Origin of the sequence: Pontiella sulfatireligans (assembly GCF_900890705.1) — a bacterium.
Taxonomy (GTDB): domain Bacteria; phylum Verrucomicrobiota; class Kiritimatiellia; order Kiritimatiellales; family Pontiellaceae; genus Pontiella; species Pontiella sulfatireligans.
Map to the genome: position 1 here is coordinate 722,692 of NZ_CAAHFH010000002.1, position 26,809 is coordinate 749,500.

At 54.4% G+C, this 26,809-nt stretch carries 25 protein-coding genes and 1 pseudogene; 14 read left to right on the forward strand and 12 right to left on the reverse strand.

Features of this window, described 5'->3' with window-relative positions:
- Positions 1–34: 34 nt before the first annotated feature.
- Positions 35–1,159 (reverse strand): epoxyqueuosine reductase, encoded by a 1,125-nt coding sequence (locus SCARR_RS16080; protein WP_136062689.1) that lies wholly within the window; start codon positions 1,157–1,159, stop codon positions 35–37.
- A 202-nt stretch (positions 1,160–1,361) separates the two neighbouring features.
- Here SCARR_RS16080 and SCARR_RS16085 point away from each other — a divergent pair, with 202 nt between their 5' ends.
- The 11 genes from SCARR_RS16085 to SCARR_RS16130 all read left to right on the forward strand — a co-directional run bounded on the left by SCARR_RS16085 (position 1,362) and on the right by SCARR_RS16130 (position 8,291).
- Entirely contained in the window at positions 1,362–2,039 is a 678-nt protein-coding gene (locus SCARR_RS16085; protein WP_136062690.1) for a transposase, read from the forward strand.
- Between the two features lie 154 nt (positions 2,040–2,193).
- Entirely contained in the window at positions 2,194–2,451 is a 258-nt protein-coding gene (locus tag SCARR_RS16090) for a type II toxin-antitoxin system Phd/YefM family antitoxin (RefSeq protein ID WP_136062691.1), read from the forward strand.
- The gene (locus SCARR_RS16095) at positions 2,448–2,723 is read left to right on the forward strand and encodes a type II toxin-antitoxin system RelE/ParE family toxin (RefSeq protein ID WP_136062692.1); all 276 of its coding nucleotides are present in this window, start codon (positions 2,448–2,450) and stop codon (positions 2,721–2,723) included. Before SCARR_RS16090 ends, SCARR_RS16095 begins: the two co-directional genes overlap by 4 nt.
- Positions 2,724–2,762: 39 nt before the next feature.
- Positions 2,763–3,614: a peptidase gene (locus SCARR_RS16100; RefSeq protein ID WP_136062693.1), complete on the forward strand. Its 852-nt coding sequence runs from the start codon at positions 2,763–2,765 to the stop codon at positions 3,612–3,614.
- A 196-nt stretch (positions 3,615–3,810) separates the two neighbouring features.
- Positions 3,811–4,278, forward strand: a complete 468-nt coding sequence (locus tag SCARR_RS16105; RefSeq protein ID WP_136062694.1) for a deoxycytidylate deaminase — start codon at positions 3,811–3,813, stop codon at positions 4,276–4,278.
- Positions 4,279–4,322: 44 nt separating this feature from the next.
- Entirely contained in the window at positions 4,323–5,168 is an 846-nt protein-coding gene (locus SCARR_RS16110) for a DUF3108 domain-containing protein (RefSeq protein ID WP_168433366.1), read from the forward strand.
- Positions 5,169–5,960 carry a 3-deoxy-manno-octulosonate cytidylyltransferase gene (gene kdsB / locus SCARR_RS16115; RefSeq protein WP_136062696.1) on the forward strand — a complete coding sequence of 264 codons (792 nt, stop codon included), beginning with the start codon at positions 5,169–5,171 and terminating at the stop codon, positions 5,958–5,960.
- A 66-nt stretch (positions 5,961–6,026) separates the two neighbouring features.
- On the forward strand, positions 6,027–6,473 hold the full coding sequence (tnpA, locus tag SCARR_RS16120; RefSeq protein ID WP_136062697.1) for an IS200/IS605 family transposase: 447 nt from the start codon (positions 6,027–6,029) through the stop codon (positions 6,471–6,473).
- Between the two features lie 163 nt (positions 6,474–6,636).
- Positions 6,637–7,452, forward strand: coding sequence for a 3-deoxy-8-phosphooctulonate synthase (kdsA, locus tag SCARR_RS16125; RefSeq protein ID WP_136062698.1), 816 nt, complete (start codon positions 6,637–6,639; stop codon positions 7,450–7,452).
- Positions 7,453–7,493: 41 nt separating this feature from the next.
- The gene (locus tag SCARR_RS28235; protein WP_168433367.1) at positions 7,494–7,631 is read left to right on the forward strand and encodes a hypothetical protein; all 138 of its coding nucleotides are present in this window, start codon (positions 7,494–7,496) and stop codon (positions 7,629–7,631) included.
- A 144-nt stretch (positions 7,632–7,775) separates the two neighbouring features.
- Complete coding sequence (locus tag SCARR_RS16130; protein WP_136062699.1) at positions 7,776–8,291, forward strand: hypothetical protein; 516 nt, start codon at positions 7,776–7,778, stop codon at positions 8,289–8,291.
- Here the strand turns inward: SCARR_RS16130 and SCARR_RS16135 are convergent.
- From SCARR_RS16135 to SCARR_RS16165, 7 genes and pseudogenes are all read right to left on the reverse strand, one after another.
- Complete coding sequence (locus tag SCARR_RS16135; protein ID WP_136062700.1) at positions 8,225–9,766, reverse strand: sodium-dependent transporter; 1,542 nt, start codon at positions 9,764–9,766, stop codon at positions 8,225–8,227. The genes SCARR_RS16130 and SCARR_RS16135 overlap by 67 nt on opposite strands.
- Before the next feature lie 97 nt (positions 9,767–9,863).
- Positions 9,864–10,085, reverse strand: coding sequence for a translation initiation factor IF-1 (gene infA, locus SCARR_RS16140; protein WP_136062701.1), 222 nt, complete (start codon positions 10,083–10,085; stop codon positions 9,864–9,866).
- A 541-nt stretch (positions 10,086–10,626) separates the two neighbouring features.
- Complete coding sequence (locus tag SCARR_RS16145) at positions 10,627–10,809, reverse strand: hypothetical protein (protein WP_136062702.1); 183 nt, start codon at positions 10,807–10,809, stop codon at positions 10,627–10,629.
- A 2-nt stretch (positions 10,810–10,811) separates the two neighbouring features.
- A pseudogene (locus tag SCARR_RS29310) lies at positions 10,812–11,276 on the reverse strand (AMP-binding protein); the annotation flags it as partial.
- Between the two features lie 185 nt (positions 11,277–11,461).
- Positions 11,462–12,946: a type IV pilus twitching motility protein PilT gene (locus SCARR_RS16155; protein ID WP_136062703.1), complete on the reverse strand. Its 1,485-nt coding sequence runs from the start codon at positions 12,944–12,946 to the stop codon at positions 11,462–11,464.
- An 83-nt stretch (positions 12,947–13,029) separates the two neighbouring features.
- Positions 13,030–15,279, reverse strand: coding sequence for a response regulator (locus SCARR_RS16160; RefSeq protein WP_136062704.1), 2,250 nt, complete (start codon positions 15,277–15,279; stop codon positions 13,030–13,032).
- 199 nt (positions 15,280–15,478) lie between these two features.
- Positions 15,479–15,724, reverse strand: a complete 246-nt coding sequence (locus SCARR_RS16165) for a NifU family protein (RefSeq protein WP_136062705.1) — start codon at positions 15,722–15,724, stop codon at positions 15,479–15,481.
- 93 nt (positions 15,725–15,817) lie between these two features.
- On the opposite strand from SCARR_RS16165, the gene SCARR_RS16170 reads away from it, so the two are divergent.
- The 3 genes from SCARR_RS16170 (at position 15,818) to prmC (ending at position 19,450) form a co-directional block, all read left to right on the forward strand.
- The gene (locus tag SCARR_RS16170) at positions 15,818–16,735 is read left to right on the forward strand and encodes a DUF368 domain-containing protein (protein ID WP_136062706.1); all 918 of its coding nucleotides are present in this window, start codon (positions 15,818–15,820) and stop codon (positions 16,733–16,735) included.
- A gap of 123 nt (positions 16,736–16,858) precedes the next feature.
- Positions 16,859–18,391 (forward strand): sigma 54-interacting transcriptional regulator, encoded by a 1,533-nt coding sequence (locus SCARR_RS16175; protein WP_136062707.1) that lies wholly within the window; start codon positions 16,859–16,861, stop codon positions 18,389–18,391.
- Between the two features lie 195 nt (positions 18,392–18,586).
- On the forward strand, positions 18,587–19,450 hold the full coding sequence (prmC, locus tag SCARR_RS16185) for a peptide chain release factor N(5)-glutamine methyltransferase (RefSeq protein ID WP_136062709.1): 864 nt from the start codon (positions 18,587–18,589) through the stop codon (positions 19,448–19,450).
- Positions 19,451–19,534: 84 nt separating this feature from the next.
- On the opposite strand, the gene SCARR_RS16190 is transcribed toward prmC, so the two are convergent.
- From SCARR_RS16190 to SCARR_RS16205, 4 genes are all read right to left on the reverse strand, one after another.
- Complete coding sequence (locus SCARR_RS16190; RefSeq protein WP_136062710.1) at positions 19,535–20,359, reverse strand: hypothetical protein; 825 nt, start codon at positions 20,357–20,359, stop codon at positions 19,535–19,537.
- A gap of 483 nt (positions 20,360–20,842) precedes the next feature.
- Complete coding sequence (locus SCARR_RS16195; protein ID WP_168433368.1) at positions 20,843–24,613, reverse strand: autotransporter domain-containing protein; 3,771 nt, start codon at positions 24,611–24,613, stop codon at positions 20,843–20,845.
- Between the two features lie 1,304 nt (positions 24,614–25,917).
- Positions 25,918–26,160: a DUF2442 domain-containing protein gene (locus tag SCARR_RS16200; RefSeq protein ID WP_136062712.1), complete on the reverse strand. Its 243-nt coding sequence runs from the start codon at positions 26,158–26,160 to the stop codon at positions 25,918–25,920.
- 311 nt (positions 26,161–26,471) lie between these two features.
- Positions 26,472–26,588: a DUF4160 domain-containing protein gene (locus tag SCARR_RS16205; protein WP_136062713.1), complete on the reverse strand. Its 117-nt coding sequence runs from the start codon at positions 26,586–26,588 to the stop codon at positions 26,472–26,474.
- Between the last annotated feature and the right edge of the window lie 221 nt (positions 26,589–26,809).

A 26,809-nucleotide genomic window follows, 5' to 3' on the forward strand; every position in this document is an offset into this window, starting at 1 on the left:
CATTCTGCCACAGCCTGAATTGGCATGCGACCTGCTAAATATTAAACCTCATCTCCTCCTCGCAGGCAGTGAGTTGGTCGCGGATCAGCTTGCTGCCTGTATTTTTTTCCACCCACTGGAGCAGTTCCCGCGCCCGAGGCGATTTGCTTTTACTTAGCACCACGACGGCATTCTTCCGAAGCTGGGTCACGCCGGCATAGGACGCCGCATTCCCCTTAATCAAGCGGCGCAATTCGCCGGCCGGCGTTTTCAGCAGCCATTCAAGATCGACGGGAATGCGCGTATCCACCTTGTCGCGCGGCGGGCAGACGACCGAGCACCAGTCGCAACCAAAAAGCCAATCATCAATCATGCTCCCTTCTTCTCGATTCAGCACCCCGCGCTTCTCGATGGTGAGATAGCTGATGCACTTGCGCGCATCGATCGGCTCGCCGAATTGGATGGCGCCGGTCGGGCACTTTTTCACGCAGGCCAGGCAGTCGTCGCAGGCAAACGGCATCTTCGGCTCGAGGATAACCTCAGGCAGTTCGGTATCGACAAACAGGCAGCCGATAAATACCCGCACGTTGGTGCGGCCGGGCACGCGCAACAAATCGTTGCCGCCCACAATGCCCAACCCGCCGACCGAGGCAAAGAGGCGTTCATACACCGCCTTGGTGTCGACCGCGGCCTCGACCTGAACCCCCTCGCCCAGCAAGCTCTTCAGCTCAGCGAGCATCGCTTGGCCGTTGATGTGGTAGTCCGTTTCCTTGGCGTAAGCCGAGATATAGCCCAGCAGGGCATCTTTGTCTGGCGCAGGAAACGGATGCGTCGCTTCAGGGTCGCCCCACCTATTCGTGAAGGCCAGCACAATAACGGACTTGGCAAACGGAAAGGTTTTCCAAGGAGCGGATTTTTCGGGAAACATACGTTCGAGATAATCCATGTCGCCGTGCAGACCGTCCTTCAGCCAACCAGCCACCAGCGCGTTGTTTTCCTCAACGCGCTGTTTCAGCAAAGGGTTGTCCATGCGGATGCACGCCGCGGAATGCGCACCGGCCCCCTGCGCCGCTTTTGAAAGCCATGCTCCAAACTGATCTGTATCTGAAAAATCCACGCCCTCCACTCTATGAACAAAACCCGTTTCAGAGAAGCCATTACGAACGCAACTCTTGTTCACCTCTCATCCTACCGCAACACAGGCAGCGCATGGTTCAATTCCATTTCGAGAACTTGCGTGGCGCGAAATTCTGTTTCGCGTTCCCGGACGATCGATGCGTCAGATCGGTGCATGCGCAATCTCGAAACAGAATTTCGAGCTACTCCTGAATTTCTAGCTACTATTACTTGATCCGGCTTCTTCTGAAAATTATCCTGCTCTCATGTCTCCGCATTTCACGGCCTTTAATGAACGGGCACCGATTGAAATTTATTACCGCAACCTGCCCCACTGGCATCAGGATGGCGCAACGTGCTTTATTACCTTCCGGCTCGCCGACTCCATCCCCCGCGCCTTGGTGGAGCAGTGGATTGAAGAACGGCAACTCTGGCTTAAAGCGCATGGCATTATGGAACCCATGGAGCAGGCAGACCGGGCAACTGCCTACGCAAAAATTGATCCGCGACAGCGTCGCAACTTCGAGCGTCAGAATGCTCGCCGCCTGCTCAGCGAGCTGGACCGTTGCCGCGGGTGCTGTCTCTTCAAAAATTCCGTTGCCCGGAACCTCTTAGCAGAGTCCTTGCATCACAACGACGGCACACACTACCATTCCGGCGACTTCGTCATTATGCCCAATCATGTCCACTGGATCATCCAACCTCTGAAAGGTTCCAGACTCTGGAAAAGCATGCGCGCCATCAAGCGTTTTACCGCAACACAGCTGACCCACCAGAAACTGCATGAAGGCAAACTGTGGCAAAACGAAACCTACGACCATCTCATCCGCAATCGTGCCGAACTCAACCGCATCCGCGCATACATTGCCGACAACCCGAAGAAGGCCAACCTTTCCCCGCATGCATTCACTCACGCAACTGCCGACTGGTTAGACGAGAAGTAGCGTGGCGCGAAATTCCGTTTCGCGTTTCGGTCGGGCGGTGCGCACGCGGACTCGAAACAGAATTTCGAGCTACTACCTGCGCAGCAACTTGACTCTTTACAGCACCGAATATAAGTGCTAAATAGAATACCGTAATTAGTACAGGAGAATTGCAATGGTTACGATTCCAGCACAGGATATTAAACGTCGGGGCATCGGAGCGGTGGATAAGCTGCTTGAGCGCGAACCGGTTCATATTGTGAAAAACAACCATCCCCACTATGTGGTGATGCGCGAAGACGACTACCAAACCATGATGGAGGATCTGGCGCTTGCACGCATTGAAGCATCGGAAGCCGATCTGGCCACCGGTCGTGTTCAGCGCGGCAGTTCGGTGGATTTACTGAAAACGCTGGATGAGCCAGACTCATGATCCAGTTAGTCTGGACCCATACCTTCGCCCGCACGGCCCGGCGTTTTTTGAAAAGGACCCCGCATTTGCGAGGTGAATTTGAGCATACTCTCCGGCAGCTGGAAGAAGACCCCTCCCACCCCAAGCTGAGGTTGCACCCGCTAAAAGGGAAACTAGCCGGAAAGCACGCCGTATCGCTGACCTACAGCCACCGCATCGTTCTGATCCTTGCGCTCGAAGATGATCAAATCATCCTGCTCGATGTCGGAACCCACGACCAAGCCTATCGATAAACCCCGTGACTCCAAAACCATTTTGCGGAAGATCAATACATGAAAATCATCTTCATATTCATAGACGGACTCGGACTCGGCGCCGACGATCCCGACGTCAATCCGCTGTGCGATCCGCGCTTTCCAAACCTTGCCAACCTGCTCGCAGGCGCGACGCCGCTCGACGCCTGCCTCGGCGTGGAGGGGCTTCCCCAAAGCGCCACCGGGCAGGCCACGCTCCTCACCGGCGTCAACGCGGCCAAAGCCATGGGGCGCCACATCGAAGGGTTTCCCCCTGCCGCGCTAAAAAAGCTGATCGAGCACGACAACCTGTTTTCCAAGTTGCGGAAACTGCACAAGCACTGCACCTTCGCGAATTCCTATTGGATCGACGATCCGTACCGCATCCCGCTGCGCCGGCAGTCGGTCACCACCGTCATGACGTTGAAAGCGCTCGGCGACGTCCGCCATAAAGAAGAGCTGATGGCCGGACTGGCCGTCAACCACGACATCACCCGCTGGACCATGCACACGCGTGGCTACGACGGCCCGCTGATTGAGCCCGAAGAGGCGGCCGAACACCTGCTGGCCGTGGCCGAAGCGCACGACTTTACGCTGTTTGAATATTTCCTGACCGACCGCGCCGGCCATTCCGGCGATCTGAAGCTGGTTTTCCAATGCCTGGAAACGATGGAGCGCTTTCTTGGAAAAGCCGCTACCTTCGCCGATCAGCCTAACCACCTGTTCCTGCTCTGCAGCGACCACGGAAACATCGAAGACCCGACAACCACCCGGCACACCAAGAATCCCGTCCCGCTTGTTGCTCTCGGAACGGGAGCGGAAAGGTTCCAAACCCTGAAAACCTTAACCGACGTAACGCCGGCCATCTTAAACGCGTTTAAAGCATCTTAACGTTTTCGAGCCGTGCAAAGCTGCGGTCAAACGTTGCTATCTCGCTGGCATGGCCGAGCACTCATTCTTTACGCCTCCATTACATTCTCTTTCTTTCCAAAGAAGTTGAGTTTATTAATTCTGCCGGGATGAATTCAAGATCCTTTCGCCTGTATGGCTCTTGAACGAGGGCGTTGCAGGAGCTATGTTCCTGTCTATGAGTGAAATTACAGAAAAGCGCCCGGACTGGGATGAATACTTTATGGACATTGCCCACGTGGTGTCGAAGCGGGGCAACTGCTGCCGCCGCAAGGTGGCCGCACTGATCGTTCGCGACCGCCGCATTGTTTCCACGGGCTACAACGGCACGCCCCGCGGCATCGCAAACTGCTGCGACGGCGGCTGCCCGCGCTGCGCCTCCGATGCGCCGTCGGGCGAGAGCCTCGGCGAATGCATCTGCGCCCACGCCGAAGAAAACGCGATCGTGCAGGCCGCCTACCACGGCATCAGCGTCCGCGACGGCTCGCTCTACTGCACCCTCAGCCCGTGCCTGATGTGCACCAAAATGATTATCAACGCCGGCATCAAGGAAGTGGTCTACGAAACCGAATATCACTTTACCGAGCAGGCCCGCGGCCTGTTCGATACCGCCGGCATTCTTTGCCGGCAGTTCACAAGGGCGTGATGCCAGCCGGAGGATGGCGGATTGGTGGAAAATTGGAATTCTGGATGAATGCGTTTAACAACAGCAAAGCCGGGGCGAAATCCAACCATCCACCCATCCAACCCTCCATCGCATTAACCATTGTCGTCTGTCTCCTCTGCGCGTTTGGCTTGCAAACCGCGCGTGGCGCAACCGATTATTCCGCCTGCTTCATCCCCGGTGAGACGGCCGAATACAAGGCTTCGTGGATGGGCCTCCCCATCGCTTGGTCAAAAGCCACAACCGATACGGTCGAACACAACGGCCGCGAACTCATCCGCATCCGGATGGTCTCGAAAAGCTACAAAACCTATGCCCATATCTACAAAGTAGACGACGTCACCGAGGTGCTGATCGACCCCAAAACCGCTCTGCCCGTACGCGTCGATTTGCAGATCAACGAAGGCCCGCTGTTCAAGAGCCACCTCACCACCTTCTATCACGACCAAAAGGTCGCCATCTTTCAGGACCGCATCAGCAAAGACATCCGCGAAGTCCCCATCGAAAAAACAACGCAGGATCTTTTCAGCTTCATCTATTCCAGCCGCCGCCGCAACCTCAAGACCTTGGCCGGCCAAACGCACAAGCTGCTCGTCGACGGCAAGATCTACGAGCTCGGCTTGAAGCTCCACAAGGAAGACCGCATCAAGCTTTCCGAGTATGGGAAAGTCGAGTGCTTCGAATTTGAGCCGATCGCCGCGTTCGACGGTTTTTTCCTTCGGAAAGGGAAAGTCATGTTTTGGATTTCAAAGCAGTCCCCCCGTATGGTTACCTGCATCCAGGCCAAAATCACCGTGGGCAAAGTCAACGTGAAGCTGGAGAAGGTCTCCGGCTCCGGTGACAGTTTTTGGGAAAAAATTGAGGAAAAATAAATGAGCAAAATAGTTGGAGTGATTCCATCCCGCTGGGGATCGACGCGGTTTCCGGGCAAAAGCCTGGCGATGATTTCTGGCAAGCCGATGGTGCAGTGGGTCGTCGAACGCGTGAAGCAGGCGCAAAAGCTCGATGCCGTGATTGTGGCTACAGACGACGAACGCATCGCCAAATGCGTCCAATCCTTGAAAATTCCAGATGTGCAGGTGGCCATGACCCGCCCCGACCATCCGTCCGGCACCGACCGCATCGCCGAGGCCGTCCAAGACTTGGATGTCGATGCCGTCATCAACGTGCAGGGCGACGAACCATTGATCGATCCCGCGCTGATCGACGAGCTCGCCGACGTGATTTCAACGGGCGAATGGGATATGGCCACCGCCGCCACACCCATCGTAGACGCAGCGCAGATCACCGATCCCTCGGTGGTGAAAGCCCTCTTCAACCGCCACGGGCAGGCGCTCTATTTTTCGCGCTCCACCATTCCGCACATCCGCGAGCCCGAAGGCGTTTCGACCAAAGGCGTCTACTGGCGCCACATCGGCATCTATGCCTACCGGCGCGACTATCTGCTCAAACTGGTTCTGGAACCGGTCTGCGCACTTGAAAACCTCGAAAAGCTCGAACAGCTCCGCGCGCTCGACATGGGCTGCCGGATGAAGGTTATCAAAACGCAGGACTTCGGCATCGGCGTCGACACCCCCGAAGACGTCGCCAAGGCCGAGGCGCTTCTAGGGAAAGCCCCGGCAGGGGCACCGACAGATTTCCCCGGAGGGGAAGCCCACGAATAGCCATGGGTGCCAACCCATGGATGATGGAAATGGAAAACAACAAACCCCGGAGGGGTTGCCCAACAGGTGTCAACGTACACGCAAATTCTATATCATATCGTGTTCGCTACAAAGAACCGTGAACCGGTTTTGACCAAAGACCGTCGCGACGATCTGTACAAATACATCTGGGGCATCGCCCAAAAGCGCGACTGCCACCTCTACCGCATCGGCGGGATCGAAGACCACGTCCACCTTCTCGCCAGCCTGCATCCGTCGGTCGCGCTCGCGGATTTGGTCAAGGAAATCAAGATCGCCTCGGTAAGCTGGATAAAAACAGAACACGTGTTTGCAGACTTTGGATATTGGCAAAACGGCTACGGCGCGTTCACCTGTTCGGTCGGTTCCAAAGACCGGATCATCGAATACATCAAAGGACAGGAGCAGCATCACACAAAGGAATCGTCTCCGGAGGAATTGCGGCGTCTTTTGTCCGAAGCCAATATCGAATATGAACAAAAATATTTCGAATAGCTATTGGGCGACCCCTGCAGGGTCTGGTATTCATTGCATCCGTTTCCATGGGTCGTTGACCCATGGCTATTAATAGGAAGCCCCTCTGGGGCTATCAACCAATTTCCCCGAAGGGGAAGACCATGATTAGCCATGGGTGAAACCCATGGACCGGGGAAAAATAATGACGAAAACAATAAACGTAGCAGGCGTGAAATTTGGCGGGCGCAGCCCATTGGCAATGATTGCAGGACCGTGCGTGATCGAAAGCCGCGAGGGCTGCATGGAAATTGCCGACAAATTGGTGAAGCTGTCCAAGCGGCAGAACATTCCGCTCGTGTTCAAAGCCTCGTACGACAAGGCCAACCGCACCTCGATTAATTCCTACCGCGGACCGGGCATTTCGAAGGGCCTCGAAATCCTCGCCGAGATTAAAGAAAAATACAACGTGCCGGTATTGACCGACGTCCACAGCGTCGAGGAAGTCCACATTGCTTCAAAAGTGGTCGACATTATCCAGCTTCCCGCCTTCCTGATCCGCCAGACCGACTTTGTGGTGGCCGCCGGCGAAAGCGGCGCAGTGGTGAACGTGAAAAAAGCGCAGTTTGCCGCTCCGTGGGACATGGTCAATGTCGTGAAGAAGATCGAATCGACCGGCAACAAAAAAATCATGCTCACCGAGCGCGGCGCATCATTTGGCTACAACACGCTCGTAGCCGACATGCGCAGCCTGATCATTATGGCCGAGCTGGGCTACCCGGTTATCTTTGATGCGACGCATTCCGTACAGTCGCCCGGCGGGCAAGGTGACACCTCCGGCGGCGACGGGCGCTTCGCCCCCTATCTTGCGAAAGCGGCGGCCGCGGTCGGCGTCGACGGCATGTTCATCGAAACCCACCCCGATCCCTCGAAGGCCCTGTCCGACGGCCCCAACATGATTCCGCTGAAAGACCTTTCCAAACTCTGGAAAAAACTGGATGCCATCGACCAAATAAAGTAACAAATAGCCCACTCCGCCGTTCACCGAAGGAAATTGGAGGGGTGACTGAACAATCACGTGACGAAGACCCCGAAGGCAGCAAACGCTCAGTGATGGAAAGCAATATAGAACCGATCAACGAAAAGGAAAAAATGCAAGCCGTTGATAAACGGCTATGGAAGGATATTTTTTGGGGATAGGATCAGTCCTTGAAGGCAAGATTAGGGGTCACGCTTAAAACCGACGGACACGTTTATTTCATCCCTCATCGAACAACTCCAAGATGTTAAAAAAAACAGCAACTCCAGCTGGACGACGCTAATTATGGAGAAGGCCATCCGGAAATGAAACGGGCCAACGCACAAAAAGAAGCGCTGGAAAAAGCTTTAAACCGGCATATGCAAAACGTGGAAGAAGGCTTGGAGACCGAATATCAACTGACCAAGAACAACTTCGATAGCTTGAACGCTATGGCATCCGATATCCGTTCCAGAAACTCCCCATCGCACTTAACCCAACTTCGCGCCCTTCGCATTGCTCAGGCAAACCTAGAGTCGGAGGAGTTCATCTACAAATCTCTTAAGGACAAATTGCGTCAGGAAAAGATCATTCTTGAAATCCCGCGCAATCCAGTTGAGATCATCGACGCTGCCAAACCGAGCAATCGGCCGGTTAATCGCCAACGCTCTGATTCATCGGCTAAAAATCGGCAGACGCGACGCTCGGGCGACACTGGATTCCAATCCGGTGTCCGTGCGAATAAGAATACGGCGGATCGGAGTCCGCCGCCACACTATACAAGCAGGTGGTCTTCTTCGGGCTCATGTTCGCAGTCGAGCTTGGCGCCGCCCCACGGATAAAGCATCAGGAAGAAGGAAATCACCAACGCGCCGACCAACCAGCCGACACCGAGGCACAGAAGGGCCTTAGTGGAATAGTCGCCATAGTTTCCTGATAACTCGCTGTACAGCGCAAAGCCAATCACCACGATCAGAATGGCGGGCGTGACAAACTTGACCAGTATCTCCCACCCCTTGTGCAGTTTGACTCCACCCACCTGATCCACATGCCGGCGGGCGATGGCCGCCTTCAGCACCCAACCCACCAAAAGGCATTCAAAAATACCGCCGGCTACGAGGCCATAGTTGTTCACGAAGTGGTCCACGATATCGAGAATCCACAACCCGGCCCGGGTGGTGAACACCACGCTGCCTAGGCAGCCCGCCACGCAGACCACCGAAACGGTTTTCTTGCGGCTGAAATCAAACTTGTCGATGAGCGAACAGCAGAACGCTTCAATCAGCGAAATGGCGGAGGAGAGCCCGGCCATGATCAGTACCAAGAAGAAGAGCAGACCAAAAATGGTCTGGCCTGCAGGCAGTTGATTGATCGCTTCAGGATAGACCACAAAGGCCAGTCCGGGGCCGCTTTTAATAGCCTCGGCAAACGGAACGCCTTTGGAGGCGGCCATGAAGCCGATCGTGCCGAAAACGGCAAAGCCGGTGATGAAGGAGTAGAGGCAGTTGAGCACGGAAGTGATCAGCGCGTTGCCGACAATATCCGTCTTTTTAGGCAGGTAGCTGGCATAGGTGATCATGATGCCGAAGCCGAGCGACAGCGTGAAGAAAATCTGTCCGAACGCCGCCACCCAAACCTTGCTCCCGGCGGCAGTGAACGGATTAATCTTCTCCCAGCGGGCCGTTAAATAGTTTTCCTTGATGGCCTCCCAAGCGCCGGGGAGCTGCATCGACCAACCGACCAGTACGAAAGTCAGCACCACCAGCAGCGGCATGAAAACCATGCTCGCTTTTTCAATTCCGTGGTTCACCTCGCGGTAGCAGATGGACCAGCTGATGATCCAAGTCAGCACGGTGCCGGCGAGAATCGGCCAACGGATGCCACCGAGCTCAAACGGCGAGTCGGACACCTGCAAAAACGTGTTCATGAAAAAATCGCCCGTATCCGTTCCCCAAGCCTGATTAAAGGAAAAGACGAAATAGTTCATGCACCAGCCGATGACGGCGGCGTAGAAGAGCGTGATGCCAAAAAAGGCGACGACCGGCATCCACCAGCCGATGGTTTCCCATCGCCGGTCAATCCGGGCGAAAGCCAGCGGCGGAGAAGCTTTTTCGCGATGACCGAGCGTATACTCGAGAATCATCAGCGGAATGCCAGCCAGAATGAGAGCCACAACGTAGGGCACGAGAAAAGCGCCCCCGCCGTTTTCGTAGGCCATGTAGCCGAAGCGCCAAATATTGCCGAGCCCGACGGCCGATCCAATGGCCGCCAGCAGGAAACCAGCCTTGCTGCCCCACAGGCTTCTCTTTCCAGTCATCGCTGCGCTCCGTCTAAAAAATGGAGTGATAGATTACTGGATTCTTGGATAGATGGAGAGCGGGAAACGCAACCTTCCAAAAATCCTTTAATCCATGTTAATTACGGTGGCGGAAGGTGATTCGGCCCTTTTCCAGATCGTAGGGGGAAATTGCGATCGTTACCTTGTCGCCCACGGCGATGCGGATGAAGTGCTTGCGCATCTTGCCGGAAATGTGCGCCAAAATTTCGTGTCCGTTTTCCAACTCGACACGGTACATAGTGGCGGGAAGTACTTTTTTCACCACACCTTCTGCTTCGATTGATTCTTCTTTAGCCATAAAATGCTCCTTCTGAAAATTTATAGGTGGAGCATGCTACACGGATAAAAGCCGTTTGCAACCCTAACCCTTGCTGCTTTTGCTGTGTTTGCTAGCATTTATTACTCGTGAGAGGCCCTCCCAGCGGGTCGGGCGAACCCAAGCGGCTGAACCGCTGATGCATTTTCAAACGGGGAGAAGAATTGTTCACCACAGAGGGCGCAGAGGACACGGAGGCAAAACTGTTTTGAACCGCGGATGGACGCGGATAAAGAATAACGGAGCAGGGAGAATCCCCTGCCCCGCGAGTTGATTATTTCAAGCGGACTTCGACTTTGTTGAACCCTGCCGACTCGGCGCTTTAAAAGCGGAGACAGGGTCTCAGCAGTCCAAGGTGGCTCGGGCGCAAACAATTGCCCATGTCACGAAAGAATGCGATGGGGACATCGCATCAACGAATAGGGTTCTGCGCCATTCCGCGTCCATCTGCGGTTAAAAACCCGTCCGCAACGCCTTGCATTTCCATGCGCTCTTTCGCGGCCAACGAATTGCCGAATATGCGCTAATGCTCGGCCAGCGCCTCCCGCTTTTCGATGAGCAGGTCGACGACCGATGGATCGGCGAGAGTGGAGACGTCGCCGAGGCTGTCGGTTTCCAGACGGGCGATCTTGCGCAGGAGGTGGCGCATAATCTTGCCGGAGCGCGTTTTGGGCAGGCCGGACGCAATCAGAATCTGGTCGGGCACGGCGATCGAGCGTCCTGGATGCGGTCGCGCAAGGCTTCGGCGCTGAAACCGGCAAAGACCACGTTGTGCACCGCGCCGATGCGGGCACAAGCGAGCATGGCGAAAGCCGCTTCGGGGATCATCGGCATATAGATCGCTACGCGGTCGCCCTTGCGAATGCCATTGTGGCGGAGGACGTTGGCCAAACGGCAAACCTAACGGTGCAGCTCGCGGTAGGTGATGCGCCGCACATCGCCGGGCTCGTTGCCCTCCCACAGGATGGCAACCTTGTCGCCGCGGGTTTAGAGATGGCGATCCACGCAATTGTGGCAAACGTTGAGCTTCCCGCCGAGGAACCAAGCCACCATCCCGTGTTTAAAGTCGCAGTCGCTCACCTGCGTGAACTTATGGAACCAGTCGATCTGAACCTCGGCCTGCGATCCCCAGAAGGCGTCGGGGTTGGCGAGGCTTTGGGCATTTTTTCGCAGCTGGCCGGGGTGGGATAGTAAGAATCTTCACTCACCCGTTGAGGCGGAGCAAAGGTTTGCTAGCCGTTCTTCTGATCTGCCATAGATGTACCTCCGTGTTAAAACAAAAATACATTATAATAGTGATCAGGTTTCACGTAAATATATTTCTCCACCCATTGGATTCGAGCCCCAAGGACTGAAGGCTATGTGGCTTCGCCGCGCAGCGGAATGTTGCGCTTGTAGAGGTTGATGTAGCGCTGAATTCGCGTGCAAAGATCTTTCTGTTTGTTGGCCTTGGCCACTTTAAGCGCTTTTTTCGCCCATTCGGTTGCTTCGGTAAAGTGCTGCACTTCGGCATAGGAGGAGCTGATGAGAACGAGGGTGAAAGCGTCGCTCTGGCCGGTAATATCGAGGAGTTTCTGGGCATATTCAAGGGCTTCGTGACCGTTGCGCTCGTCAGGGTTTTCGTCGGTTGCGAGAATCAGGATCAGCTCGCGAAGGGCCGCGGTGTCGCGCGGATTGACATGCAGCTTCTTGCGGGCCTTGTCGCTCTTGGAAGCCGGTTCCGTCCCATCAGAAAGCATATCAACATCGTCGAGCGCCGTAAGCGAAAGATCGAGCTCGATGTCTTCCTCGTCGAACTTTTTCTGGAGGAAGGGCTTGTCGATCGCGTTGGCATAGGCCTCTTCCGGCGAAATAATGCCACGCTTGACCAAGCTGAGCAGGTCGTCGGCAAAGGTGCTCATCCCGACCTTGCGTCCGGTCTGCATGATGGATGGAATCTGGTGGGTCTTGCCTTCGCGGATGTTGGCGGCCACCGCCGGCGTGACCACGAGGATCTCGCACGAAGCGATCCGCCCGCCGCCAATGCGCCGGCAAAGGGTCTGGGCGATTACGCCCTTGAGGGAGTCGGCCAGCATCGAGCGGATCTGGTTTTGGCGGTCGGCCGGAAATTTATCGATAATGCGGTCTACGGTGGTGGCGGCGGTGTTGGTGTGCAGCGTGCCGAAAACCAAGTGGCCGGTTTCAGCCGTCTCGATGGCGATTTCCATCGTTTCCAAGTCGCGCATTTCCCCGACCAGCACAATATCGGGGTCTTCGCGCAACGCCGCGCGCAACGCGCTGGAAAAACTTTTGGTATGGACATGGATTTCGCGCTGATTCACCAGGCAGCCCATGGATCGGTGCTTGAACTCGACCGGATCCTCAATGGTGATGAGGTGCTCGCGGCGCGTGCGATTGATCAAATCGACCATGGCGGCGAGCGTCGTGGATTTGCCGCTGCCGGTCGGGCCGGTCACAATAACGAGCCCCTTCTTCAAAAAGCAGAACTGACGCACGCCCTCGGGAATGTTTAGCTCTTCGAAGGTTGGGACGCGCGAGGGAATCTGGCGCATAACGCAGCCGATGCCTTCGTGGTCCATGAAAAGGTTTACGCGAAAGCGCGCCGTGCCGGGCAGCTCGTAGGCGAAGTCGGTGTCCCAAAGCTCTTCCAGCTCCTGCAGGTTGCGTTCGGGAGTGAATTCATATAGCAGCTCGCGCAGCTCTTCCTCCGTAAACTTGTCCACCCCGTGCTGAAAATGCATTTCGCCGTCCACCCGGAGACAGGGCTGGTGATTGGTCGCCAAATGGATGTCGCTGGCGCCCTGTTCGAGCATATTTTCAAGATACTGGTCGATTCTCTTCATAGTCGCGTCCTTAGAAAGCCAGGGGAAATAAAAGCAACTACAGTGCCATCCTTCAACAAGAGGCTAAATAGGGGAAATTAAACTCAGCTCTCGATCTTCCCTTGAATAGCGCGACTCAGCTCCCGCCAGTCGAGAGGCTTCGCCATAAAGTCCGCATGACCTAGGTCTTGTAGATTTTCTCCTTCTACTTTTTCCATATAGCCGCTACAGAGAATGCTTGGCAGTTCTGGGCGGATTTTAAGGCATTGGCTAATCAATTCGTGGCCGTTCATTTCCGGCATGCTGTAGTCCGAAACCAGCGCATCGAACGCATCAGGCTTCTGCCGGAAGATTTCCAGCGCACGCCGACCGTTGGTGGCGGTTACGACGGAATAGCCGAAGGATTCTAGGATTTCACGCCCCATGGAAAGCACCGCTTCGTCGTCATCGACGAACAGCAGCCGTCCATAGCCCTCCAGCGTGGACTGGTTGGCGACATTCCGGCGCTCTTCCAACGAGCCGATGAGCAGAGGGAAATAAAGCTTGAACGTCGTGCCCTTGCCCTCTTCGCTCTCCACCGTGATGCTGCCGCGATGCTTGCATACGATGCCGTGCACGATTGACAGGCCAAACCCCGTGCCCTCCCCCTTCTTCTTCGTGGTGAAATAGGGTTCGAAAACGCGCTCCATCACTTCCGGAGGCATGCCGCATCCGGTATCGCTGACGGTAATGAAGGCATAGAAGCCCGGATCAAGGTCGAGCATTTGAAGCTCGTCTGATTTACGCCCGAGCACCTCAACCTGCTTGAGCGAAACCGACAGCACCCCCCCCGCCTCCCCGCCCAAGGCGTGGGAGGCATTGGTGCACAGGTTGACCATCACCTGCTGCAGCTGGGTCGTATCGCCCAGAATCGGTCCGCAGTCCGCATCAATGTCCTTCTCAACCTTGACGCTCTTCTTCATGGTGGTTTGCACCATGCTCAGGGAATCCTCGATGATGCACTGCAGCTCCGTGGCATGGAACTCCTGCTCCTCCTGCCGGCTGAAGGTAAGAATCTGCCGCACCAGCTTGGTGGCGCGGTCGCCCGCCTTGACGACCTCATTGAGATAACCATAAGTCTTGCTGTCCTCGGCAACCAAGTTCATGCACAGGGCAACATAGCCGAGGATCGCCGTCAGGATGTTGTTGAAGTCGTGCGAGATGCCGCCGGCCAGCTCGCCAATGGCGTTCATCTTTTGCTGCTGGCGAAGGTGCTTTTCAATCGCCATCTCCTGCGTGATGTCGCGGCTGATCGTCACATAGTTGACCACCTCCCCGCTTTGGGCGCGGATAGGATAGATGACCGCATCTTCAGAGTAGGACGTTCCGTCCTTGGCACAGTTGGTAATACGGCCGTCCCAAGTGCATCCGGCAGAGATGGTGCCCCACAGCTTCTTGAAGAAATCAGCATCATGATTGCCGCTGCTCAGCAGAGAAGGCGTCTGGCCCAGCACTTCGCCAGAAGCATAGCCGGACGTTGTCTCGAACGCGGCGTTGACATACAAGATTTTTCCTTCGACATCGGTGATCATGATCGATTCGGTGGACTGCTCCACCGCCACCGCCAACCGCCGCATCTCCTGCTCCATGCGAATGCGCTTGGTGAGGTCGCGGCTGATGCCGATCATGCCGGTGGATCCGGCCGCCGATTCAAGATAGGGCAGCTTGAGCGAACTGTGGTAGACTTGCGTGCCGTCGGCACCGCAGACCCAGCCCTCCTGCTCCAGCGGAGCGGCGTTGGCCAGCACCCGCAAATCCTCCATGTGCGAAACCTTCGCCAGCTCAGGGCTGAGGACCTCGGCCGCCGTACTGGAAATAATTTCGCCTTCGCTTTTGCCCACAAAGCTTTCATACGCTTTATTGCAACCTAAATAGTAGCCGCGGCTGTCCTTGAAATAGATCGGGTCCGGGATGGAATCAATCAGGCAGTGCAACAGCGCATGCTGCTCCACCAACCGGCGGCCCACCTGGATTCGGGCCAGCAGCTCGCCGCTGTCGAACGGCTTTTTGATGAAGTCGTCCGCACCGGCGGAAAAACCTTCGAGCACGTCTTCCTTGTCCGTCTTGGCCGTCAGCAGAATAACATATACCGGAAATGCGGTGTCGATTTCGCGGACGCGACGACAGACCTCGACGCCACTGAGGCCGGGCATCATCCAGTCGATCAACGCCAGCCGAGGCGGGTCGTCCTGCTGGAGCACCTCCCAGGCAGCGTCGCCGTTTTCGGCGGTAATCACATCATAGCCCGCTTTCGTAAGCGTCTTTTTCAGCAGGGTTCGGGAGAACGCATTGTCCTCGGCAATAAGAATCTTCATCTAACGGTCTCCAGCGGGAGCGTCCCCTTAACACCGCAACGCACGATTTCCCGGTTGGCGCTCCACGAATGCGGATAGTCGCAAATCAGCAACAGGGATACAATTATTTTCCCGAGTAAGAACACAACAAGAAAAACGCACCGGAAAAAGAGTTTACCGATGCGTTGCAAGCCTTTTCCAAAACCGGAAAAGCCACCCGTTAGTGGTTAGTGTCGTCAATGACTTCCTTGACTTCCGGCACGCGCTCCTTGAGCAGGGTTTCGATGCCGTTCTTCATGGTCATGCGCGCCCCGGGGCAACCCTTGCAGCCACCTTCGAGCTCAATGAACACCACGCCATGCTCAACCTTCGTGACCGTACCGCCACCTCCATGCGACGCCAGCGCCGGCGAAACTTCCTCTGCCATGATCACATTGACCGCATCTAAAATTTCTTGATCTGTCATCTTCTAATCCTTTTTTTTAGCGTGAAATTGACTTCGCGTGCGTTAATCCCTACTACTTTCCTCCAACTTTAACAAGCATTGGAAAACGCATTTATGATCAGCTATATCCTCAACATCCTCAAAGGGGCCTTGATGGGCGCCGCCAATGTTATTCCCGGCGTCTCCGGCGGCACCATGGCCCTGCTCACCGGCATTTTTGAAAAGTTGATCGACACCATCAAGTCGTTCGACCTGCAAGCCCTGAAGCTCGCCAGCCGCTTCCAGTTCAAAGCGCTCTTTGAGCACATCGACTTCAAATTCCTTTCCGCCGTTGGCATCGGCGTCGTGGTCAGCATCGTGAGCTTTGCCAAGCTGCTGGAGTTCCTGTTCATCAACCACGCCCTCCATGTCTGGGCCTTCTTCTTCGGCCTGATCCTCGCGTCGGTCTATTTTGTGGGCAAGAAAATCGGGCGCATCAGCATTCCCGTTGTGGTCCTGTTTACGCTCGGCACTGCGATCGCCGGCAGCATGGCCTTTATGGAGCCCGCCGCCGAAAACGAATCCATCCCCTACCTGCTCGCCTGCGGCGCCATCGCCATGTGCAGCATGATCCTGCCCGGCCTCTCCGGTTCATTTGTGCTCCTGCTGATGGGCAACTATGAACTCGTCATGATCAAGGCCGTCTCCAGCTTCAACCTCGCCGTCCTCATTCCCGTCGGCATCGGCGCCGCCGCCGGCCTTGCGGCCTTCGCCCGCCTGCTCTCCTGGATCTTTAAAAAGTTCCACGACCAAACCATCGCCATTCTCACCGGTTTCATTTTTGGTTCCCTCAGCATTCTATGGCCTTGGAAGAAAGCCCTCACCCAAACTTTTCAAAAGGGCAATGAAATTAAGGAAAAGGTCATCGGATACGACTATTCACTGCCGGAAATGAATGCCGAAACCGCCGTTGCCGTCGCCATTATGCTGATCGGCATTATAGCCATTGCACTCGTCGAAACCGGTGCATCCAAGCTCAAAAACGACCAATAGCGCACATACACTGCCCGCAGAAAACTCAACTAGAATTACAGTTGTGTTATCGCCCTCAAATACACTACATTTTTGTTCTTAGCTTTTGGCGCATTAGCCCGAAAAGCAAACGAGGATGCAAGCATGAACCAAAGCGGAAAGGAACTTAGCGTTCTTTATAAAATTTCGCAGACGATTTCGTCGCGCCAGCACAATATTTCTGGACTGCTCAGTGAGGTGCTCCAAATCATGGAAACCGACATGGGCGTGTCGCGCGGCACCCTGAACCTGCGCAAACCCGGCACCGACATTTTAAACATCGAGGCATCGAGCGGCCTTTCCAACAGCGAAGCGCGTCGCGGGCAGTACGAGCTCGGCGAAGGCGTCACCGGCATCGTGGCCCAAACCGGGCAGCCCCAGTTGATTCCCGACATCAACGCATCGCCCGACTTTCTCAACCGCACCAAGGCGCGGGGCGACCAGAAAACGGCCTTCCTCTGCGTCCCGATCATCCACCACAAGGAGGTGATCGGCACCATGAGCATCGACCTGCCCTCCCGCGAAGAGGAGGAGCTCGAAGGCTACTTCCTCTTCCTGCAGCACGTCGCCCAGATCCTCGCCTCCGCCGTATCCACCATCCGCGAGGAAAACGAAGAGCGCACCGCCCTGGAGTCCGAAAACGAAATGCTGCGCCGCCAGCTCGGCGACCGCTACAGCATCGACAACATGGTCGGCAACTGCAACTCCATGCGCATGGTCTACGAACAGATCGTGCAAGTGGCCAACAGCGCCGCCACCGTGCTCGTCCGCGGCGAATCCGGCACCGGCAAAGAGCTCGTCGCCCGCGCCATCCACTTCAATAGCCCCCGCAAGAACAACGTCCTCGTTAGCGTCAACTGCGCCGCCCTGCCCGAAAATCTGATCGAATCCGAACTCTTCGGCCACGAAAAGGGCGCCTTCACCGGCGCGCAGCAGCAGCGCAAGGGCCGCTTCGAACTCGCCAACGGCGGCACCATCTTCCTTGACGAAATCGGCGACATCTCCCCCGCCGTCCAAGTCCGCCTGCTGCGCGTGCTGCAGGAAAAAACCTTCGAGCGCGTCGGTGGAAACGAAACCATCAGCGTCAACGTCCGCGTCGTAGCGGCGACAAGCCGCGACCTCGAAACCGGCATGATCGAACAAACCTTCCGCGAAGACCTCTACTACCGCCTCAACGTCTTCCCGATCCTGCTGCCGCCCCTGCGCGAGCGCAAGTCCGACATCATGCTGCTCGCCGACCACTTCCTCCAGAAGTACGACGGAATGTACGGCAAGAATATGAAGCGAATCTCCACGTCGGCCATCAACATGATGATGGCCTACCACTGGCCCGGCAACGTCCGCGAACTCGAGAACTGCCTCGAGCGCGCCGTGCTCACCTCCTCCGACGGCGTCATCCACGGCTTCAACCTGCCGCCCTCGCTGCAGACCAGCGACGAAACGCACACCAACCTGCTGCCCGAGAACGGCGCCAACCTCAAGCAGATGGTCGAGGCTTACGAACGCGAGATCCTCATCGACGCGCTCAAGAAGCACCGTGGCAACGCCGCCGGCGTGGCGCGATACCTCGAAACCACCCAGCGCATCATCAACTACCGCATCAAAAACCTCGGCATCGAACCGAAGAACTATAAATAGGGTTTAATTGGGGAAGGGTTCAAGGGTTTCAGAGCACCTTGCCCTTCAACTTTTCAACCAACCCTTAAACCCTGCAAACCCTGCAACCCTGAAACCCTGCAACCCTTCAACCCTGCAACCCTTCAACCCTGAAACCCTGCAAACCCTGCAACCCTTCAACCCTTCAACCCTGCAACCCTTCAACCAAACCCCGTCATGAACATTACCCAACTCGTTGAATCCTTCGAATTTCGCTTCAAAGCCTCCGGGGTCGACAACCCCAAGCGCGTCGCAGAAGAAATGATTGCCCATGTATTTTCCTGCCGTCCGCTGGAAATCTACACCGGCGCCGCGCCCCAAGCCTCTACTACCGCCGAAAAATTCGACATCATCCGCAAGCTCGAACCGCTGGCCGAACGCATCGAAAAAGGAGAGCCCCTGCAATACGTCGTTGGGCACGTCGACTTCTGGGGGCTCCAAATCAAATGCGACCCACGCGCACTCATCCCCCGCCCCGAAACCGAGCTGCTCGTCGAAGAAGTCCTCAGCTCCAAGATATGGGACAACAAGCCCGCCACCGTCGTCGAAGTCGGCACCGGCACCGGGTGCATCGTCCTCACGCTCGCCAATCAACGCTCCGATGCAAACTTTAAGGCGGTGGATATTTCGCCCGACGCCTTGGAACTCGCCAGAGAAAACGCGCTTGCCCACAATCTGGAAAACCGCATCTTGTGGATGGAAAACCACCTGCTCGAACGCTTTGCACCCGCGAGTGCCGATGCCGTCGTCGCCAACCTGCCCTACATCGCCACGGCCGACTGGAAGCAGCTCTCCCCCTCCGTCCGCGACCACGAACCGCAACTAGCATTAGACAGCGGCCCCTCCGGAATGGAGCTGATTGCCGAGCTGGCCACCCAGTCGCGCTACGTCCTCGTCCCCGGAGGCATGCTCTTCCTCGAATTTGGATTTGATCAAGGCGAATCCGTTCGTCAATGCCTCGAAAAACTCGGCTACCGCGACATCCAGATCAAGCACGACCTCGCCGGGCACGACCGCATCGCCATCGCCAAAAATCCGTAGCAATCGACAATCATCGCATACCCTGCCGGGCAAACAAAAAGGGCTGGCTCTAGGCCAGCCCTTCAGCAAACAACCACCTGCTCATTAGTTAGCATCACCAGCGCTATATTCCAGCTCAAAATCCACGCTGGGAAGAGGTTCCACACCGGATTTCTCGAGGCGCTCCTCGATCGCATTTTCAACGGCTGTATTGACTGCATTCACGCCCGCCGCGTCGTTGGTGCCTCCAGAAGCGTTTAAGAATATTTCTGAATACTCATCGCTCTTGTTGCGGTTGTATTTGATTCTCGCGTTTTTAACAGCAACACCAGCAATGAAATACTCTGTTTCATCCTCGTCGGTGTACACGCGAATCTCGCCGTTGCCTGTTCCAGAAGAGTTCATCGACAGACTTTCAAGGATTTTTCCTTTGCCTGATTCCTGAACCTGAGCCTTGTAATTAGCGGATACGCTAGCCTGCAAATCTGCGCTTTCCAAATCAATTGCGCAGTACTCCATGCTCAGGCCTTTTTGCAGAGCCACAGCCAACGCATTGGTTTCAGAGCCTTCCACGGCCAACTTCCCGGCTCCCGTAGAACCCAGGTCCTGGAAATCAATCATCTTGGGAACAGCAAAAGTCAGAATGGCCCCTCCCTGCTCATAGTCATCCTTCTCCACCGCGAGAAACGAAGTATAATCCTCGTACTCAATGATGAAACCGTCAACCGAAACTGAATCCTTGGCCAACTTATCAGAAACCTCTGTTACACCGTTAACCGTTACTCTCCCCGCGCCTTCCTTAACCTTAAGCGTCTGTCCCGTAAACTTTGCATTATAGACTTTTACGATCCCGCCGAACTCATCATCAGAGGCCGCCATAACTGATACGGCGAACCCTAGCACTACAGTTGCTGCAATTGTTTTTCTCATTCCATTCTCCTTTAGTCCCTGTCCCATGCAGTCGCACAAACCCCGACGCGACTTGGTTAAATTAAACGGACTGGGCAGTGCGATGTAAAGTGTTTTATCCGTTTCATAGAGGTCGTGTAAAAAAGCAGACAAGCTCCACTGCATTTCCTAAACATAAAAATAAAAATCGTTGCGGATACAGTACAACAAATTTCCCAGCATAGGGCAGGTGAAATGGCAACGAATGAAGAAAACACAGAGTGAGGCTGACGCGAAGCGACGGCAACGTAGCGGCAGCCAACGAATATTCCGGTCGTTTGGATTAGTTGCTTTTCCTCCATTCGTTGCTGATTAATTCCCTATGTGCGGGACTGAGGCATCCAAAACCACCCGTTTCACCATAAAAATCCCCGTAAAACAACATAAAAGGCCGCCCTCGCGGACGGCCTTCACGCTTATCTGCACCCTTCTGTGTGCATCTGCGAATCCAAGCTCCGCTTAGGATTAGAAGCGCTGCATCAGCTTGCCGCTGATAATGTATGCTTCGTAGTTGTCGCCAAAGACACCATCGACATCCACGCCGAGTTCAAATGAATCAGATGCAAACTTAGAGAAGCGCACTCCAGCCCCGAACTTGAACAAATCCTCTTCACGGGCCTGAAGATCCACGCCAATCTTATTCACCCCGCCCACCATCCTATAGCTGGGATCATCCATGTCGTCGTTGAATTCATGCAGCCAATGGGCACGGATTTCAGGCTGGAATTCCATCTCAATATTGAGTGCATCAAAGTTATGGATGGTTGAAAGCGTCGCACCGACCGAACTCAGGTAGGACCATTGGTCGTATGAATCCCATTTTTTCTGCGGGAAGCCCTGCGAGGAGCGCTCGGTATAGCTGTCACGATCATAATAGGTCGTCAGCAGCGAGGCCTCAGGCGTGAACAAGAGGGTGTCATTAAACATCGCGAATCCAAGACCGCCGCCAATATACATACTGACCGCCCGGGCTTTGTAATTTGCCTTATATCCTATGGTGCGGATGCTGTCAGTATCCACATCGCTGAAGGCATAGTTCACATTCAAATCAACATAAGCCCTCTCGCCGTTGATCGCGGCATAGGCCACGCCGTGGGCCGTGTCCGCCTCGCCATCGTTATCATCGTCCCCATTCACCTTGGTATGGGCATAACCGCCGCCCAAGCCGAGCAGGAGGTTGTTGAAACGCTTGTCTGCGCCAACCACCGCACCCCCCAGAGTGGTGTCATAGCCTGAGTGACCGCCGGTGCCTTGCTGCTTCATGCGCGAACCATAGCCACGACCCCAAATTTGATAGGTGGCCGGAATTTCCACGTCATCGGCAGATGGTTTTGGCAAGAGGCCCTCAAACCAGTCGCGGAAAGCACCGTATTCCTTGGCGTCCTGACCTGCCGTGCTCGCGACATACGGCTTTTCAACGCTACCCGGATCACCCTTTATGCTCGGTTTCGGAGCGGCATCATCCACGCGGCGGGCCGTTCCCTTTGCATCCCAAGTCGGCAGATGATCGTTAATCCAAGCCTTTGTATCCTCATACCAAAATTCCGGCCCCGCCGCTCCTTCAGGCGAATGGGCGCCAGCGCCACCCCAGTTCTTGTAGCGCAGATAGCTGCGCGAGCGGTCCTTGATCTGATCGGTAAATACCGACTGCAAGCCAATCAGCGCATTCGCCATCTCCGGCGTGCGCACATAGGCTGTTTTTAGATTATAATCCGCTTCCGTCTCCGACATTCCTTTAAGCAATGCATACGCATCGCCTTCCTTGTCGAGAACCAGCGTCAAATCATTAACCGCCTTTCCATAGTTGGACTTGTCGTCTTCGCTAACGCCTAATGCATCATTGAGGTCCGAAGTTCCATAGATCGCGTTCAAATATGCATCATCAACAACCAGCACATCCCCGATCCCTTCCAGCCAGTTCCCTCCGGATCCAACATATTCAACATCACCAAGCAGTATCGATGAAGCCAGATTCGAGGAGGTCGACTCAGCCAGTGTAAACGAATGGCCAACAGCAATTGCGTTATCCCCACCATTAATGGTCCATTTAACACCCTCGTTGAAAGTCATGGTCTCGCCCTGGATGACGCCGTTTTTCGTTCCGTCATACACGGTCGTAAACTCAGCGCCGGACTCGGCCACCGTGTCGCCGCCAACCACAACCTTGCCCAATCCAAGGTTGACCTTGCCCCCATCCCTAACAGAAAAATCATCAGAAATATTCAGCTGAGCACTAGCCGCTTCCAGCTGGTACATATTTCCACCTGCAACTGAGAGGTCGGAGCCATCAATATTCATTTCACCGCCAGCAATGTAAATGTTGTTGATGGTGTGGTTGGTATTGAACGCCAGGTTCGCAATACCAGCGTATTGCTCAAGTCTATCGATTGCCATGCCGTTGTTGGTAACGTTCAACGTGTTCACAGTGCTTCCGTCAAACCGAAGCTGCGTTAACCTAGCGTTGGTTGCATCAACATTGTTGATACCCGAACCATCAAACATCAATTGGTCAAATTGGCCACCTGTGATCGACGCCTGATTCAGGCCAGAACCACTAAAGAGCAGATTGTCAAACGACCCCGTTGAAATGTTGAGCACGTTGTTTCCGCTAAACTCAGCCGTTGAAAATGAACCGCCAGCAATATTAATAGCATTTGTACCGGAAGCACTAGATTCAAGCAATACCCCACGACCGCCGAACGTGCCGTTGCTGACTGTAAGAGCAACATCGGAAAATCTTGCCGCATAGCCGTCATTACCTGCTACACCATTGGCCACTCCACCCAAGCCCCCAGAAAATATGCCATCATGAATAGTTACGGTAGCAACGCTAGCCTGGAAACCATCACCACCATCTGCCGAGGCCACACCGCCGGAAGTGTTATCCGCAACTCCTCCATCTCCCCCGGTAAAGGTCCCACCATCGACATTTGCCACAAATGATGTAACTATATTCCCAGAAAAATTAATCCCATCTCCACCATCTGCCGTCGCACTCGCGGCGCTGACAACGGTTCCCCCTTTGCCTCCAGCATAGCTTCCGTTTACTACCGTTAGTCCTTCATACGCTGTTGAAACTGCTACCCCATGGCCTCCAGAAGCATCGCCGGTCGAGGAATTACCTGAAGAGGTCACCGAACCGCCAATCCCTCCAAAGACAGTCGTATTTTCTAGAATACTATTATCAGATGGATTAAATGGATTTCCTAAAACAGAAAGTCCATCGCCACCTTTGGCGGAAGATGTGATTGAAGCCCCAGAAACATTGACGACTCCTCCAGTACCTCCATTTAGTTCGCTATAGGAAATATCAAGAGCCCCTCCCAAAGTCGATATCGCCGCGCCGCCATCTGCAACACTGCTTGTGGTTCCAGAAATATTCCCTCCAGAACCTCCCAATGCAATCGAATTAGTGACGCGAAGAAATTGAGCGTTCTTATCTATCGGAGAAACCAATGCGCGAAAATCAATTCCGCTGCCTCCAGATGAAACAGCAGCTTTTCCAACCGTTTGCTGAACAACAGACCCTGCATTTCCACCAACAGCTTGCGAAGCTGAGAAGAGGGTGTCCTTAGTATTGCTCAAATACAATCCATTCCCACCACTTGCATCAAGATCATTACCATTAGTTAAGAGATTGGTTCCTGCACCACCCTCAAGTATCACATCGTTGATCAACAAAGTGGCAAGCTCAGCGGCCTGTACGGCATCATGCCCTGCGCCGGCTTGCATCACATCATCGACACTGCCGGCGCCACCGGCATAACGCCCTCCGTCCAACTCTAATGAAGTATAATACGTGGTGACCAAGCCCAAACCAGGAACAGGTCCGGTAGTTTTGTGGCCATCAGCAATGAAGGCGCTCGCGGGCAGAGAACGATCCTCGGAAGTTGCGTTACCTGCATCACTACCCGTTACGGAGGTTCCTGCCGTAGCGACATATCGGTTTGTCACTAGCACCTTATCGCCAAGAGTGGTTTCAACGAAACCGTTAAACGAGTTGGAAAGAGTTACCGTCGTGCTGACCGAGTTCAGTAGCTTCAGATAACCCAAATTATTAGTATTTCCGGGCTCCGTGGTATAAATATCGGTCTCCGTACTCCAATCAGGGGAGGTTCCGTTGGTTACACCAAAAGCCCCATTGTATCCTGAGTTGTTTGCGTCCCATTCGTTGTCGGCAGCAAAAGTGATGGTAGACAGAGAAACTACCGCGATAACAGCTAATAACCTATTCATGATTCCCCCTCGGAAAGATTGGATTGTATAACAGTTCAAAAAGTTCTCATAAAGCCAAGGGGATGTCATGCGGAAAGTGTGGAAAAACGCGATAACCATTGTTTTCCAAACTCAACAATCATCGCCCTTAACTGAGACATCACTGCCGAAGAAGACGTTATTGCCACTTCGCTGCCACCGGTTGAGCTTCGCTCTCACTTCGCGTCTTTGCAAGCTTGTAGGTGAAACGATACTATACCAAACAAGATGTCGCATCGGTTCGGCTGCGAAAGAGAATAGCTTTGCGCAAAGCCCCCTCATCAACAGGAAGCCATTTCTAAGCAACGGCTTTACCCCGACTCTGCGCATAGCCTGAGACCGGAACATAATGGACACAGCGGTGCATCTTTATTGCAGACTCCATCCAATTAACATTGCCAGCCACGCTATTGCGAGCAGGCGGGACGCCCGCGATACGTACCGCAGGCGCCCCGCCTGCCGCGATTGCACAGGATAAAACCAATCTGATACCCCGAGCCACCAGAGAGCGGGGTCGCCGATTGGGCAGAATGATTTGGTGGCAAACACAAAGTGAGGCTGGCTCGAAGATACGGCAGCGAAGCGTCAATGATTGTCCGCTCCACCCGGGAACCGCCCATAACGTCGAATATCTTTTAACCTTGCTAGAGAAATGGAGGGCGAGGCTCTGTCCGAGCTATTGGCGGAATAAGCTCCGACAAAGCGTCGCACTCCAAGCTAATGCGCGAAAAATATGGTGCAATCTCGCCCAAGATGTAGCGCGACCTCTTCCGCGGCAAAAACACACAGACAGGAATGTCCGCGCCACACAAAGGCATGGTCACCGCTCACGCCAATAAACAAGAACGATTAAACAAAATATTGAGCAAAGGACTGTTTGTGTAGGTGAGATCCGAGATCTCGCAGTCCGCAGGGGCTAAGCCTGGAAAACAGTTCCCCGCGGTCACGGACCGCGACTACACTTTTTTCGGAAACGCCCTTGCAAGGCCCCGCAAGAGTAAACGGTAGTTTTTTCTGCAAACCGGCCTGAATCAGCGTGCATCTGCGGTTCACCTTTGTTGTCTAAAATAAAGCGAGGTCGACGCCCTCGCCTACAAATTATATGGATTTTTTTCTCGCGCATGATTGAGAGCGAATACCAAACAATTTTCACAAAGCCACAGAGAGCAAAGCAACCGCCCCCCCTGTTCTTTGTGACTTACCGCCTTCACAGCGGTGGAGGGACGATCTCTGCGGTGGATAGTTGCCTCGGAACAGCGGGGACGAACGGTGGACAGCAGCAGGAATTATGCCGCGCTAGCTTTGGACGCCCCGATCAGCATCGATTCTATGCTGAGATGAAAATCGATATCAGACCATTCGACTCCCGTGTTGTCGCAGATAAACGCAAAATGACTGATCTGCTCAACCGTTGAACGCTGCAACTCCGGATACCAAGTCATCGGAGAGGAAATGATCCGACCGTCAAAAAGCTCAACATGAAGATAACAATTGTCGAAAGAGACATTTTTACCGGTTAAAGAATTCATTCCATTTCCTTTCAAATTCCAAATTGTACTCGCTCGCAATTTTCAGTGCCCGTTTGATCGCAGAAGCCGGCATATTCCCCTTGATTACCCGCAATCGTCCCTGCTTGATCTATTCATAAAATTGATGGGATTGTTCAATTCATTGAAAGAAAGGTGTATTAATTTTTGCGGATGAAATCTATTCCCATCCATTTTTACCGAGGGCGCGACAATTTCGATGCATCTGCATCGTTGCAAAAGGTTCGGAATAGGCAACTATGCCGTCACCGGTTGACGCCTCGCATCTACACCAAACTTGTCACGTGAATAACTCAAGCCAGCTCGATTTTAGCGAAGCCTTCAGCACTCATCACATAAATATGCCTGGGATCATGCTCATTGGCATAAAAGAAAAACTTAAACCCATCCTGGTTCAATAATGTCGGCATCAGTCGTACCACGCAGAATCCGCTGCAGCGCTTTATCCCACCCACTCACGAGATACAGCTATACCATGGCAACAACAACCTCAACTCTCAATAATGTAAATACCGAACAGCCCCAGGGTCATTTGGTTCTCCATAGTAAGTTCTTGTTCCAAAGAATTATGCAATAATTCCCCGTTTTTGGCTCGCCACAGGGAAAATGGACTGGAGGGCGAGGCTCCGTT

Coding starts and splice junctions, on each gene's coding strand:
- SCARR_RS16085 (WP_136062690.1), top strand. CDS start 1,362: ATGTCTCCGCATTTCACGGCCTTTAATGAACGGGCACCGATTGAAATT.
- SCARR_RS16090 (WP_136062691.1), top strand. CDS start 2,194: ATGGTTACGATTCCAGCACAGGATATTAAACGTCGGGGCATCGGAGCG.
- SCARR_RS16095 (WP_136062692.1), top strand. CDS start 2,448: ATGATCCAGTTAGTCTGGACCCATACCTTCGCCCGCACGGCCCGGCGT.
- SCARR_RS16100 (WP_136062693.1), top strand. CDS start 2,763: ATGAAAATCATCTTCATATTCATAGACGGACTCGGACTCGGCGCCGAC.
- SCARR_RS16105 (WP_136062694.1), top strand. CDS start 3,811: ATGAGTGAAATTACAGAAAAGCGCCCGGACTGGGATGAATACTTTATG.
- SCARR_RS16110 (WP_168433366.1), top strand. CDS start 4,323: ATGAATGCGTTTAACAACAGCAAAGCCGGGGCGAAATCCAACCATCCA.
- kdsB (WP_136062696.1), top strand. CDS start 5,169: ATGAGCAAAATAGTTGGAGTGATTCCATCCCGCTGGGGATCGACGCGG.
- kdsA (WP_136062698.1), top strand. CDS start 6,637: ATGACGAAAACAATAAACGTAGCAGGCGTGAAATTTGGCGGGCGCAGC.
- SCARR_RS16130 (WP_136062699.1), top strand. CDS start 7,776: ATGAAACGGGCCAACGCACAAAAAGAAGCGCTGGAAAAAGCTTTAAAC.
- SCARR_RS16135 (WP_136062700.1), bottom strand. CDS start 9,766: ATGACTGGAAAGAGAAGCCTGTGGGGCAGCAAGGCTGGTTTCCTGCTG.
- infA (WP_136062701.1), bottom strand. CDS start 10,085: ATGGCTAAAGAAGAATCAATCGAAGCAGAAGGTGTGGTGAAAAAAGTA.
- SCARR_RS16155 (WP_136062703.1), bottom strand. CDS start 12,946: ATGAAGAGAATCGACCAGTATCTTGAAAATATGCTCGAACAGGGCGCC.
- SCARR_RS16160 (WP_136062704.1), bottom strand. CDS start 15,279: ATGAAGATTCTTATTGCCGAGGACAATGCGTTCTCCCGAACCCTGCTG.
- SCARR_RS16165 (WP_136062705.1), bottom strand. CDS start 15,724: ATGACAGATCAAGAAATTTTAGATGCGGTCAATGTGATCATGGCAGAG.
- SCARR_RS16170 (WP_136062706.1), top strand. CDS start 15,818: ATGATCAGCTATATCCTCAACATCCTCAAAGGGGCCTTGATGGGCGCC.
- SCARR_RS16175 (WP_136062707.1), top strand. CDS start 16,859: ATGAACCAAAGCGGAAAGGAACTTAGCGTTCTTTATAAAATTTCGCAG.
- prmC (WP_136062709.1), top strand. CDS start 18,587: ATGAACATTACCCAACTCGTTGAATCCTTCGAATTTCGCTTCAAAGCC.
- SCARR_RS16190 (WP_136062710.1), bottom strand. CDS start 20,359: ATGAGAAAAACAATTGCAGCAACTGTAGTGCTAGGGTTCGCCGTATCA.
- SCARR_RS16195 (WP_168433368.1), bottom strand. CDS start 24,613: ATGAATAGGTTATTAGCTGTTATCGCGGTAGTTTCTCTGTCTACCATC.
- SCARR_RS16200 (WP_136062712.1), bottom strand. CDS start 26,160: ATGAATTCTTTAACCGGTAAAAATGTCTCTTTCGACAATTGTTATCTT.
- SCARR_RS16205 (WP_136062713.1), bottom strand. CDS start 26,588: ATGCCGACATTATTGAACCAGGATGGGTTTAAGTTTTTCTTTTATGCC.